The sequence below is a fragment of the Amycolatopsis sp. NPDC104587 genome (genome assembly GCF_055583645.1).
In genome coordinates this window covers 101,090-112,818 of sequence record NZ_JBVJNO010000001.1, presented here as the reverse complement: position 1 = coordinate 112,818, position 11,729 = coordinate 101,090, and the positions used below count along the sequence as shown (strand labels likewise).

The 11,729-nt window shown below is 71.6% G+C and carries 10 protein-coding genes; 1 reads left to right on the top strand and 9 read right to left on the bottom strand.

Going from position 1 to position 11,729, the window contains the following annotated elements; translation table 11 throughout:
• Positions 1-118 precede the first annotated feature (118 nt).
• From ACZ61C_RS00565 to dacB, 6 genes are all read right to left on the bottom strand, one after another.
• Positions 119-1,534 carry a hypothetical protein gene (locus tag ACZ61C_RS00565; protein ID WP_465301301.1) on the bottom strand — a complete coding sequence of 472 codons (1,416 nt, stop codon included), beginning with the start codon at positions 1,532-1,534 and terminating at the stop codon, positions 119-121.
• 22 nt (positions 1,535-1,556) lie between these two features.
• On the bottom strand, positions 1,557-1,922 hold the full coding sequence (locus ACZ61C_RS00560; protein WP_465301299.1) for a hypothetical protein: 366 nt from the start codon (positions 1,920-1,922) through the stop codon (positions 1,557-1,559).
• A 144-nt stretch (positions 1,923-2,066) separates the two neighbouring features.
• On the bottom strand, positions 2,067-2,618 hold the full coding sequence (hpt, locus tag ACZ61C_RS00555; RefSeq protein ID WP_257918091.1) for a hypoxanthine phosphoribosyltransferase: 552 nt from the start codon (positions 2,616-2,618) through the stop codon (positions 2,067-2,069).
• A gap of 3 nt (positions 2,619-2,621) precedes the next feature.
• The gene (tilS, locus tag ACZ61C_RS00550; RefSeq protein WP_465301297.1) at positions 2,622-3,581 is read right to left on the bottom strand and encodes a tRNA lysidine(34) synthetase TilS; all 960 of its coding nucleotides are present in this window, start codon (positions 3,579-3,581) and stop codon (positions 2,622-2,624) included.
• Positions 3,578-4,588: a zinc-dependent metalloprotease gene (locus ACZ61C_RS00545; protein ID WP_465302720.1), complete on the bottom strand. Its 1,011-nt coding sequence runs from the start codon at positions 4,586-4,588 to the stop codon at positions 3,578-3,580. Before ACZ61C_RS00545 ends, tilS begins: the two co-directional genes overlap by 4 nt.
• 102 nt (positions 4,589-4,690) lie before the next feature.
• Positions 4,691-7,090, bottom strand: coding sequence for a D-alanyl-D-alanine carboxypeptidase/D-alanyl-D-alanine endopeptidase (gene dacB / locus ACZ61C_RS00540; protein ID WP_465301295.1), 2,400 nt, complete (start codon positions 7,088-7,090; stop codon positions 4,691-4,693).
• Between the two features lie 175 nt (positions 7,091-7,265).
• Between dacB and ACZ61C_RS00535 the strand changes: the two genes are divergently transcribed.
• Positions 7,266-7,784, top strand: a complete 519-nt coding sequence (locus ACZ61C_RS00535) for an inorganic diphosphatase (protein ID WP_465301293.1) — start codon at positions 7,266-7,268, stop codon at positions 7,782-7,784.
• Between the two features lie 54 nt (positions 7,785-7,838).
• On the opposite strand, the gene ACZ61C_RS00530 is transcribed toward ACZ61C_RS00535, so the two are convergent.
• The 3 genes from ACZ61C_RS00530 to ACZ61C_RS00520 all read right to left on the bottom strand — a co-directional run bounded on the left by ACZ61C_RS00530 (position 7,839) and on the right by ACZ61C_RS00520 (position 11,705).
• A complete protein-coding gene (locus ACZ61C_RS00530) occupies positions 7,839-9,491 on the bottom strand; it encodes an MDR family MFS transporter (protein ID WP_465301291.1) in 1,653 nt (550 codons plus the stop codon).
• A gap of 176 nt (positions 9,492-9,667) precedes the next feature.
• The gene (locus ACZ61C_RS00525; protein WP_465301289.1) at positions 9,668-10,936 is read right to left on the bottom strand and encodes a serine hydroxymethyltransferase; all 1,269 of its coding nucleotides are present in this window, start codon (positions 10,934-10,936) and stop codon (positions 9,668-9,670) included.
• Between the two features lie 346 nt (positions 10,937-11,282).
• Positions 11,283-11,705, bottom strand: coding sequence for an uL11 family ribosomal protein (locus tag ACZ61C_RS00520; protein WP_465301287.1), 423 nt, complete (start codon positions 11,703-11,705; stop codon positions 11,283-11,285).
• Positions 11,706-11,729 lie beyond the last annotated feature (24 nt).

Below are 11,729 nucleotides of genomic sequence, written 5' to 3'. Positions count from 1 at the left end.
AGCCCCCACTAAAGGAACCCCCGCTCGCAAGGAAGGTACAGCCCCTCGCCACCCCCCCCCCCCCCCCCCCCACCACACCCCCCCCCCCCCCCCCCCCCCCCCCCCCCCCCGAGAAGGATCAGCGGTCTTCGTCGTCCCCGGACCACGCGCCGATGACCGGCGGCGGGGTCGCCTGGTTCGCGCCGAAGGCCTCGTCCGGGTCCGCCTCGATGAGGAACGACGCGTGCGTGTGCTCCTCGTCCTGCTCGCCCTGGGCGCCGTGCGGCGCCATGCCGCCGCCCATCCCGCCCGGGTTCATCGGCGGCGGCGTCTGCCCGCCGATGGTGCCCGCGGACGAGACGAGACCCTGCTGCGGCGCCTGCGCCGAAGCGGCGCTCTGGCCCTGGCCGTCGGCCGACGCCAGCGACGTCTCGTTCTCGGACTTCGAGCCGGACCGGTTGCCCTTGCCGAGCGCACGGGAAGCCAGCGCGCCGAGACCGCCGGCCGCGCCGCCGATGCCGAGCCCCATGCCGATCTTGCTGAGCGGGTTGCCGGACTGCGCGCCGCCACCACCCGGGGCGACGTGGCCCGTGCCGGTGGAAGTGCCAGCGCCGGTGCCGGAGCCCGGGCCGCCGGGCGCGTCACTGCCGAGCAGCGCCGCGTCCTGGCCGAAGCCGGGCGCGCCACCGCCGTGGGTCGCGTTCGGCGTGAGGCCCGCGTGCTGCGCGTCGAACGCGCCGCCGTGGCCGCCGAAGCCCGTGCCGTTGGCGGCGAAGACCGCGCCGCCCGCGCCGGGCAGGCCCTGCACCGAGCCCATGCTGCCGACGGAGCCGACCGAGTTGAACGAGATGGAGTTGTGCGAGCCCGTCGGCTTCATGCCGAGCGACTCCGGGCCGAAGCTCGGGGTCGAGCCGTCGACCTCGCTCATCGACTTGGTGTAGGCGTTGAAGAACGCGACCTGCTGCGCCTTGACGTCGTTGGCCGCGTCCGCCTGGGCCTTCTGGTCGGCGATCAGCGCCGCTGGGCCGCCCGCCAGCGCGGCCGCCATCGACTGCTTGGGGTCGTACTCCTTCGGCGCCGGCATCTTCTTGACCTCGGCGGCCGCCGCGGCCTGCCGGGCGAGCCGGTCGGACATCGTGTGCGCGGCGTCGGAGGCCTGCGAGCCCGAGTTGGCGATGGCCACCAGCGCGCCCTGCGCGCCCGCGGCGCCGCGGCCGACCCAGGCGTTGCCCAGCTCGGAGATCGCGTTGTACAGGTGGTCGGAGGCCGCCTTCAGCTCGCTGCCGTGGTGCGACCAGGCCTGCCCGGTCGCCTCGGCCGTGCCGGGGTCGTTGTTGTTGACCGCGCCGTTGTACAGCTGCTGGCTCGCCTGCGCGTTCCAGTTCGGCGGGTTCGCGATCGCGCGGTCGCTGCCCATGTCGAAGCCGCCGGCGCTGCCGCGGGCGTTGTCGACGATGTTCTGCGACGCCGCGTTGTCGCCGAGCGGGACGAGCGAGCCCTGATCAGTAGGGCCCGGAGTAGTGGACGCCGGCTGGTCGCTGTGGTTCGGAGCCATGACTGCGAAATCCCCTCTGGGCTCAGGCGTTGCGGAACGGGTCGGCCGCGGCGTTGTCGATCTCGTGGTAGCGCGACATCGCCGTGACGATGCCCTCCTCGGCGGCCGAGTACTGGTCGAGCAGGTTCTGCAACGCCGAGGCGTAGGAGTCGTTCCCCCCGTCGGCGCGCTGGACGAACTTGGCGGCCATCGCGTTGCCGACCGGGTTGTCCCCGAGCTTCGGCGGCTGGGCGAGGGCGCCCGCACCCGCGAGCAGCGCCTCGACCGCGTCCTTGCCGGTGCGGATCTTGTTCAGCACGGTCTGCGCGGCGTCGGGGTCGATTCCGACCTGACCCGCCGCGGCCGCGGCCTTGAAGGCGTTCGCATCGGCAGCGCTGCTGTTCCCCATCTGAGCTCTCTCCCGTTCCCCCGACCCGGTCACCGCGGGCACGAATGGTCTTCGCATAGGTTAACGCACGTGATCAGAGCCTATGACGCAAACTTCGTCACCGGGGTTCCGCGGATCCGGTAGTTGCGGTGAACGGTCGGTGAACTAGGACGTGTAGACCTTCGGGTCCAGCGTCCCGATGTACGGAAGGTCCCGGTAGCGCTCGGCGTAGTCCAGGCCGTAGCCGACGACGAACTCGTTGGGGATGTCGAAGCCGATGTACTTCACCGGGACGTCCACCTTGACCGCCTCCGGCTTGCGCAGCAGCGAGACGACCTCGAGCGACGCGGGGTTGCGGCTGGCCAGGTTCTTCAGCAGCCACGAGAGCGTCAGGCCGGAGTCGACGATGTCCTCGACGATCAGCACGTCCCGGCCCGCGATGTCGCGGTCGAGGTCCTTCAGGATGCGGACGACACCGGACGACGACGTCGCCGAGCCGTAGGAGGAGACGGCCATGAATTCCAGCTGCGTCGGCAGCGGCAGCGCGCGGGCGAAGTCGGTCATGAACATGACCGCGCCCTTCAGGACACCCACCAGCAGGAGTTCACCCTGCCCGTTGGCCGGATAGTCGGCGGCGATCTGCGCCGACAGCTCCGTGATCTTGTCCTGGATCTGCTGCTCGGTGACGAGCACGGAGGCGATTTCGCCCTCGTACACGGGTCAGTCCCCTCGGGTGGTGGGTTGGGAGATGACGCAGAGCCTGCCATGCGCCCGGCGCGCTTCCAAGTTGCCCGGCAACCAGACACCGCCCTGACCACGCCACCGGGCGACGAGCGCGTCGACCGCGCGCAGGTGCGCGTCGGTGAGCTCGCGCACCCCCGATGCCAGCAGCCACCTGCGGAGAACCCGCCGCCGGAGGGCCGCGGGCTCGGCCGCGAGCACGGCGACGTCCAGACCTTCGACGCCGCCCGCACGGGTGAAGATCAGCTCCGCCGATGTGTCCAGCGCCTCACTGTCCTCACGCAGCTGCGCGGCGGTGCGGGCGAGCGCGGCGGCCACCCCGCCGTTGAGGACGTCTTCCAGCAACGGCAGGACTTCGGTGCGCAACCGGACCCGGGTGAAGCGCGGCTCGGTGTTGTGCGGGTCGTCCCAGGGCTCGACGCCGAGCTCGGCGCACGCGGCCCGGGTGGTCGCCCGCGGCACCGCGAGCAGCGGGCGGCCCCACGGCGGGTCGTGCGGCCGCATCCCGGCGACGCTGCGGGGGCCGGAGCCGCGGCCGAGCCCGAGCAGGACGGTTTCGGCCTGGTCGTCGAGGGTGTGGCCGAGCAGCACGAGGTCGTGCCCGGCCAGCGCGCGGTAGCGAGCCTTGCGGGCGGCGGCTTCGGGGCCGCCGGGACCGTCGACGTCGACGCGGCGCACCTCGGCTTCGTCGGCGCCCAGGGACTTCGCGGCGGCAGCGGCGTCGCGCGCGATCTTCGCCGAGCCGTCCTGCAGGCCGTGGTCGACGACCAGCGCGCGGACCCGGTGACCGCGGTGACGCCCGACGTACGCCGTCGCCTCGGCCAGCGCGAGGGAATCAGCGCCGCCGGACACGGCGACGCACAGCTCGGCCGGCGCTTCGACGCTCTCCAGGAACTCCCGGACGGCCCGGCGGACGGCCGCGACCGCCGGCCCGGTCATCCGTGCAGGCGCCGGACCCACGCCGCCGGATCCGCGATCTCGGCGCGCGACGGCAGGGTGTTCGGCGACCGCCAGACGGCGTTGAAGCCCTCCATGCCGACAGCGTCCACAACGTGCTTCGTGAACTTCGCGCCTTCTTCGTACTGACGGATCTTCGCGTCGACGCCGAGCAACGCGCGCAGCAGCCGGTCGAAGACACCGCCGCCCTTGCGCCGGGCGGTGAAGCGCGCGCGGATCGTGTCGACGCTCGGCACGACCTGCGGGCCGACGGCGTCCATCACGTAGTCGGCGTGGCCCTCCAGCAACGTCGAGAGCGCCAGCAGCCGGTCGAACACCGCGCGTTCCTTCGGCGACTGGAGCAGCTCGGCGAGGTTCAGCTTCGGCCCCTGCTTGATCGCCTCGGGCAGCCGGCCGACCAGGTCGGCGAGGCTGTCGGAGCCGCCGCCGGCGAGCCCGGAGACGAGGCGCTCGACCTCGTCGGCGAAGTAGTCGCGCAGCCAGGTGACCGCGGTGAACTGGAGCCGGTGGGTGCACTCGTGCAGGCAGACCCAGAGCCGGAAGTCGTGGCCGGGGACGTCCATCGCGCGTTCCGCCGCGACGACGTTCGGCGCGACGAGCAGCAGCTGACCCTGTCGTTCAGGGCCACCGAAGGGGTCGTACTGGCCGAGCACGCGGCTGGCGAGGAAGGCGAGCACCAGCCCGGTCTGCACCCCGGCGCCGCCGGCCAGGATCGGCCCGAACGGCCCGCCCTGCTGCGGCAGCGCGCGCCCGGTCAACGCGTCCAGGCCGGCCGCGGCCGACCGGACCCAGCCGGGACGGTCGACGACCTCACCGGGCAGCAGCGGCAGGTCGAGCCCGAGACTCGTCAGCTGCCGGACGTGCCCCTCGGCTTCCATGGTCAGCTCGCGCAGGTCGGTGACGGCCGCTTCGGCCTCTTCGCGGGGGACCTGCGGGCCGCCGCGCACGAGCAGCGCGCCGGTCTGCGCGGCGAGCGACCAGTCGACCATCGGCCGGGTCTCGGTTTCCTGACTCACCCTTCCGACGCTACCTGCCCCGGGCGGGTTTCCGGCCACGACTTCCGCACGCTTCGCACACGGAGAGGTGCCGGATCAGGCGCACCCGCACTTGCGCAGGCTCGTCGCGAGCGCGTCGATGGCGTCCCGCCCGGGTTCGGTGTCCGAGTCGTTCGACATGAACGCGAACACCAGCACCCGGCCGTCCTGGTCGAGGACCAGCCCGGCGAGGGTGTTGACGCCGGTGAGCGTGCCGGTCTTCGCCCGCACCCAGCCGCGCCCGGCCTGCGACGCCGGGGTGTCGAACCGCTTGTCGGCGAGGGTGCCCGAGCCGCCGGCCACCGGGAGGCCGGCCAGCACCGCACGCAGCTTCCCGGTGTTCGGGTCCTTGCCCTCCGGGGCGGCCGCGGACCCGAGCAGCTGGGTGAGCAGCCGCGCCGGGATCCGGTTCAGCGACGAGATGCCGCTGCCGTCGGACAGCTGGACGCCCGAGACGTCGAAGCCGTGCTCCTTCAGCACCTTGGCGGTCGCCGCGGCGCCACCGGCGTAGCTGGCTTCCTCGCCGTTCGCGAGCGCCACCTGACGGGCGATCGCCTCGGCGAGGACGTCGTCGGACAGCACCATCAGGTCGGAGACCAGCTCGGTCAGCGGGGCCGACTTGACCTCGCCGACCACCTTCGCGCCCTGCGGCGCGGTCGCCTGGCCGCCGGCCGAGGCGCCGAGCTTGGACGCGATCGACGAGGCGAGCGCGCTGCCCGCGTTGGCCACGCGCTGCGAGTTGTTGTCCTTGGGGCCGATCCGGCCGCCGTCGGCCATCACCGGCGACATCTGCGTCGCGTACGTCGACGGCGCGTCCCCGGCTTCCCAGCCCGGCGCGGTGGTCGGGCCCTTGAAGAGGCTGAGGTCGACCTGCACCTTCTTCACCCCCGGCACGGCCTTCTTGACCTGCGCGACGAGGTCGTCGACGTGCGCGGCGCCCGGGTACAGCGGCGACTCGGTGCCCAGCGGCAGGTTGGTCAGGGTCGTGTCGCCGCCGCCGACCAGGATCACCGTGCCCGGGTCGGCGCCCTGCACGATCTTGGTCGACAGCCGCAGGTTGTGGTCGAGCGAGAGCAGCGCGGCGGCCGAGGTGAGCACCTTCGTCGTCGACGCGGGCGTCACCGGCGTCGACGAGCTGCGGTCCCACAGCACCGAGCCGCTCACCGGGTCCATCACGCTGCCGGTGAGCTGGCCGAGCGCGCCGTTGCCGGCCGCGGCGGCCAGCGCGGACTTGACGCCGTTCGCGGTCGGCGCCTGCCCGGCTGTCTCGGGGCCTTGCAGCTGGCGCGTCGCCGCGACCGGCTCCGGGCTGTCCCCCTTCGGCGCGTTCGGCGCCCACGGCAGGCCCAGCCGGTTCGACACCTTCGGCATCGCCGCGGCGACGCCGCCGCCGGCCAGGACCAGCAGGACGACCACGACGAGCGCGATGATCTTGCCCTTGCGCCGCTTCTTCGGCGGTTCTTCGGCGGCGGCGGGTTCGGACGGCGGCTCCGGCCGCGGCGGCTCGCTGCGCGGCTGGGGCTGCTGCTGGAAGGCGGCAGGGAACTGGGTGGGCCGTTCGATCCCGACCGTCGCCTCGGCGTCGAACCGCTGCCCGTCCGGCTCGATCCGCTGCGGCCGGGCGAGCGAGCCCACCGACGCCGAGGGCACGACCCCGCGCGGCGGTTCGGGCGGCAGGCCGGGACGGTGGTCGCCGGGCTCGGCCGGGCGGTCGACCGTGCGGTTCTCGCGCAGTTCGATGCGCTGGGCCCAGGGCGCGTCGGCCTGCTGGGACTGGTGCTGCTGGGCCGCGTCCGGGCGCAGCTGCTGAGTCGCGTCGGACCGCTGCTGTGACGCTTCGGGACGCTGCTGCTGAGCTGGGTCCGGGCGCTGCTGCGGTGCGTCAGCGCGCTGTTGCTGCGGCTCCTCGCGACGTTGCCCTTCACCGCGCTTCAGCTGCTCTTCGCGGCGTTGCTGCTCCTCCCGCCAGACCTGCAGCTCCTCCCGCCACTGCTGCGGCTCCTCGCGGCGTTCCTGCTGCTCACCGGGCCAGACGTTGCGCTCGACCGGCACCACCGGCGCCGGCTTCTCCACCTCGATGAACTGGGTGCTCTCGCCGACCGGCGCCGCTTCGGCCGACTTCGGCTTCGTCACCTCGATGAACTGCGTGCCCACCTCGGCCGGGGGCTGCTTCGGCTCGCGGCTGCCGAGGCGGTCGGCGAGGTCCTGCTTCGCCGGGGCCGGCGGCGGCAGGGGCTCCTCGGCCGGGACGTTCAGGCCCGGGATCGGCTCGGGCGGCACGTTCGGCGCGAACCACGAGCCCTTCGGGGCCTCACTGCCTGTGACCTTGGGCACGCCGGCCTGGCCCCCGGTCGCCTCGGGCGGGTCGGGCAGGGACATCGGGGTGGTCTTCCGCGCGCCGGACGACGAGCGGTCTTCGTCCGACGAAGGCCACATCGGCTGGTCGTTTTCCGGCACCCACCACTCCTTCTCACCTGCCCCGGAAGGGGCCAAGCTCACATGCCGCGTGGCCGACATCGATGCGACCCCGCGCCACGGCGTAGTCCACACTAGGAGACGTCAAGACAGTCATTGAGGTTGCCGCCCGCGACGTGCGGTGTGCCCGGATCTACGAAGAAGCAGCGAGGACGCCGTGGAGTTCGACGTCACGATCGAAATCCCCAAAGGGGAGCGCAACAAGTACGAGGTCGACCACAAGACCGGCCGCATCAAGCTGGACCGGACCCTGTTCACGGCCACGCAGTACCCGGCCGACTACGGCTTCATCGACGACACCCTCGGCCAGGACGGCGACCCGCTGGACGTGATGGTGCTCGTCCAGGAGCCCACCTTCCCGGGCTGCCTGATCCGCTGCCGCGCGATCGGCATGTTCCGGATGACCGACGAGAAGGGCCCGGACGACAAGGTCATCGCCATCCCGAGCGCCGACCCGCGCCTGGAGCACCTGCGCGACATCCACCACATGAACGAGTTCCACCGGCTGGAGATCCAGCACTTCTTCGAGGTCTACAAGGACCTCGAGCCCGGCAAGAGCGTCGAAGGCTCGAGCTGGGTCGGCCGCACCGAGGCCGAGGCGGAGATCGCCCGGTCGTACGAGCGGGAGACCGACCGGCTGGCCAAGGAAGCGGCCAACGGCGAAGCCGCCCACTGATTTCACGCGAAAGAGGCCCCTCGGATCCGAGGGGCCTCTTCGTGTTTCAGCGGGTCAGTGCGCCAGGGCCAGCGCGGCCGGGGCCTCTTCGGCCTCCGCGCGCTGCTCCATCGCGGACTTGTCCGAGAGCGGCTTCTCCTTGAGGAACCACACCAGGGCGAACCCGACGGTCAGCACGATCCCGCCGACCAGGAACACCGTGCTCATCGACTCGGCGAAGCCCTGCAGGATCGGCCGGGCGAGCGTCGGGTCGAGCGTGGACAGGAACGACGTGTCGTTGACGTCCAGGCCGTTCTTCATCTGCTGCGCGAACTCCGGGTGCTGGGCCAGCGCCGCGGCGTAGGCCGGCGTCGCGATCGCCGAGCGGACGGCGCCGGCGATCTTGTCACCGACCGTGCCGAACAGGATCGAGAGGAACACCGCGGTGCCCGCCGTGCCGCCGATCTGCCGGAAGAACGTCGCCGCCGAGGTCGCGACGCCGATGTCCTGCGGCCGGACGTCGTTGGTCGCGGCCAGCACCAGCGTCTGCATCGAGGCGCCGAGGCCGAGGCCGATCACGAAGGCGATCACCATGACCAGGCTCAGCGAGGTGTCGACGGTGATCGTCGACAGCGCGAACAGCGCCGCCGCCATCAGGCCGATGCCCGCCACGGCGAACATCTTGTACCGGCCGGTGGCCGAGATGATCCGGCCGCTGGTCAGGCTGGCGATCATGATGCCGAGCGTCAGCGGCAGCATCTGCAGGCCGGCCTGGGTCGGCGTCGCGCCCTTGACGATCTGCAGGTAGAGCGGCAGCGACATCATCGCGCCGAACATCCCGGCGCCCTGCACGACGGTGACCAGCGTGGCCATCCGGAACACGGGCCGCTTGAACAGCCGCAGCGGCAGCAGGGCGGCGTCGCCCATCCGGCGTTCGATCCAGACGAAGGCGGCCACACCCAGCGCGCCGATCACGTACATCGCGACCGAACCGGCCGAGCCCCAGCCCCACTCGCGGCCCTGCTCGGCGACGATCAGCAGCGGCACCAGGCCGGTGGCCAGCGCGACGGCGCCCCAGTAGTCGACCTTCTGGTTCACGCGGGTGTGCGGGAGGTTCAGCACCTTGCTGACGACGACCAGCGCGGCGAGCGCGATCGGGACGTTGACCAGGAACACCCAGCGCCAGCCGGTGATGCCGGCGAAGGAGTCGATACCGGCGAAGAAGCCGCCGACGACCGGGCCCGCGACGCTCGAGATGCCGAACACCGCCATGAAGTAGCCCTGGTACTTGCCGCGCTCACGCGGCGCGGTGATGTCGGTGATGATCGCCAGCGCCAGCGACATCAGGCCACCGGCGCCGAGGCCCTGGAAGGCGCGGAACGCGGCGAGCTCGTACATCGACGTCGCCATGCCACTGGCGAGCGAACCGACCAGGAACAGCGAAATCGCTGTCAGGTACATGGGTTTGCGGCCGTAGAGGTCGGACAGCTTGCCGTACAGCGGCGTCGAGAGCGTCGCGGTGATCAGGTACGCCGTGGTGGCCCAGGCCTGCAGCGACAGGCCGTGCAGCTCGTCGGCGATGGTGCGCATCGACGACGACACGATCGTCTGGTCGAGCGCGGCGAGGAACATGCCGAGCATCAGCCCGGACAGGATGGTCAGGATCTGGCGGTGGGACAGTCGGCCTTTCGTAGCGGCTGCTCCTTCCGCCGTGGTGGTGTCGCTCATGGTGGTCTCCCTCAGCCTTCGTCGTAGTTGCTTGTACCTCTCAACTACTTGCCTCGGCCAAGTATTCCGCGGAAGCTTGTATGATGCAACCAAGTTTTCTGTGAGCCCGGTCTCCCGGCCCCGGACACGCCGAAGGCGGAGCTTTCACGTGAAAGCTCCGCCTTCGGGGACGAGCGTCAGGCCGAGTAGCCCGGGATCGGGAACGGCGCCAGGAACTCGCGGATCTCCGCGGCGATCGTGTCCAGCGCTGCCTCTTCGGAAGCGGCCGCGGCGGTGACCGTGCGGTCGATCCACTCCGCGACCTGGACCTGGTGCTCCGGGAGGAGACCGCGGGTCGTGATCGCGGACGTGCCGAGCCGGATGCCGGACGGGTCGAACGGCTTACGCGGGTCGAACGGCACCGTGTTGTAGTTCAGCTCGATGCCCGCGCGGTCCAGCGCCTGCGCGGCCGGCTTGCCCGCGACCGCCTTGTTCGTCAGGTCGATCAGCAGCAGGTGGTTGTCCGTGCCGCCGGACACGAGGTCGTAGCCGCGCGCGAGCAGCGCGTCGGCCAGCGCTTTCGCGTTGGCGACGATCGTGTGCGCGTAGTCGCTGAAGTCCGGGCGTTGCGCTTCGCCGAGCGCAACGGCGATCGCCGCGGTCGTGTGGTTGTGCGGGCCGCCCTGCAGACCCGGGAACACCGCCTTGTCGACGGCCTTCGCGTGCTCGGAATCCGAAAGGATCATCGCGCCACGCGGGCCGCGGAGGGTCTTGTGCGTCGTCGTCGTGATCACCTGGGCGTGCCCGACCGGCGACGGGTGCGCGCCGCCCGCGACCAGGCCTGCGATGTGCGCGATGTCGGCGACGAGCACCGCGTCCACCTCGCGCGCGATCTCCGCGAAGGCCGGGAAGTCGATCGTGCGCGGGATGGCCGTGCCGCCGGCGAAGATCAGCTTCGGCCGGTGCTGAAGCGCGAGGTCACGCACCTGGTCGAGGTCGACGCGGCCGGTCTCCTTCGCGACGCCGTAGCGCACCGGGGTGAACCACTTGCCGGTCGCGGAGACGCTCCAGCCGTGCGTGAGGTGCCCGCCGTCCGGCAGCGCCATGCCGAGCACGGTGTCGCCGGGCTGCGCAAAAGCGAGGTACACGGCCAGGTTGGCCGGCGACCCGGAGTACGGCTGGACGTTCGCGTGGTCCGCGCCGAAGACGGCCTTCGCGCGCTCGATGGCGAGCAGCTCGACCTGGTCGATGAACTGCTGGCCTTCGTAGTACCGCTTGCCCGCGTAGCCCTCGGAGTACTTGTTCGTGAGGACGGTCCCGGTGGCCTCGAGCACGGCCTGCGAGACGTAGTTCTCCGACGCGATCAGGCGGATCTTGTCGTGCTGCCGCTTCGCTTCTTCTTCGACGAGCCCGGCGATGGCGGGGTCGGCGGTCGCGAGCGCGTTCAGTTCGGGCCGATGTGTCATGGCGTACTCCAGCTCTGGAGTGGCCTTCACCCAGGCGCGCGGTGCCGGCCGTCGTCGCTTCCCGGTGGTGCTCCACCTCGATGGCGCCAGTCGCTGCTGCGCGGTAGAGCTTAGTCCACGGCGCGCGAGGCCCGTCGGTGTTCGGCACACCACTTGCCGGTGCAGCCGGAGGTCCGGTCGCAGAACGGGCGGGCGCAGGTCGCACAGCGTTTCACCCGCGTGTTCGTCGGGCAGCTGCGCGACGATGCCGCTCAGCTGCGGATTTCCCTGGCGCAGCAACCGTTCCGCGACCCCGAGCCCGGGGTCCAGCGCGTGGAACGGCGGGGTCACCGCGTGCTTGCGCATCTCAGTCGACGACCACGACACCCATCGACCGGGCCGTGCCCGCGATCGTGCGCATCGCCATCTCGACGTCACCGGTGTTCAGGTCCGGCAGCTTGCGTTCGGCGATCTCGCGCAGCTGCGCCGTCGTGATCTTGCCGGCGACCTCGTGCCCCGGCCGCGCGGAACCCTTGTCCCCCAGCGCCTTCTTGATGAGGAACGACGTCGGCGGCGTCTTGAGCCGCAGCGCGAACGAACGGTCCTCGAACACCGAGACGACCACCGGCACGATGTCGCCGCGCTGACCGGCCGTCGCCGCGTCGTAGGCCTTCTTGATCCCGACGAGGTTGACCCCGGTCTGCCCCAGCATCTTGCCGAGGTCGACGACCGGGGCGTTGCCCGCGGACAGTTCCAGGGTGACCTGGTGGGTGAGCTTCTTCGGAGCCATGCCCCGAAGCTAGAGTCTCCAGCT

Coding starts and splice junctions, on each gene's coding strand:
- ACZ61C_RS00545 (WP_465302720.1), bottom strand. CDS start 4,588: ATGGTCGACTGGTCGCTCGCCGCGCAGACCGGCGCGCTGCTCGTGCGC.
- tilS (WP_465301297.1), bottom strand. CDS start 3,581: ATGACCGGGCCGGCGGTCGCGGCCGTCCGCCGGGCCGTCCGGGAGTTC.
- ACZ61C_RS00530 (WP_465301291.1), bottom strand. CDS start 9,491: ATGAGCGACACCACCACGGCGGAAGGAGCAGCCGCTACGAAAGGCCGA.
- ACZ61C_RS00525 (WP_465301289.1), bottom strand. CDS start 10,936: ATGACACATCGGCCCGAACTGAACGCGCTCGCGACCGCCGACCCCGCC.
- ACZ61C_RS00565 (WP_465301301.1), bottom strand. CDS start 1,534: ATGGCTCCGAACCACAGCGACCAGCCGGCGTCCACTACTCCGGGCCCT.
- ACZ61C_RS00560 (WP_465301299.1), bottom strand. CDS start 1,922: ATGGGGAACAGCAGCGCTGCCGATGCGAACGCCTTCAAGGCCGCGGCC.
- ACZ61C_RS00520 (WP_465301287.1), bottom strand. CDS start 11,705: ATGGCTCCGAAGAAGCTCACCCACCAGGTCACCCTGGAACTGTCCGCG.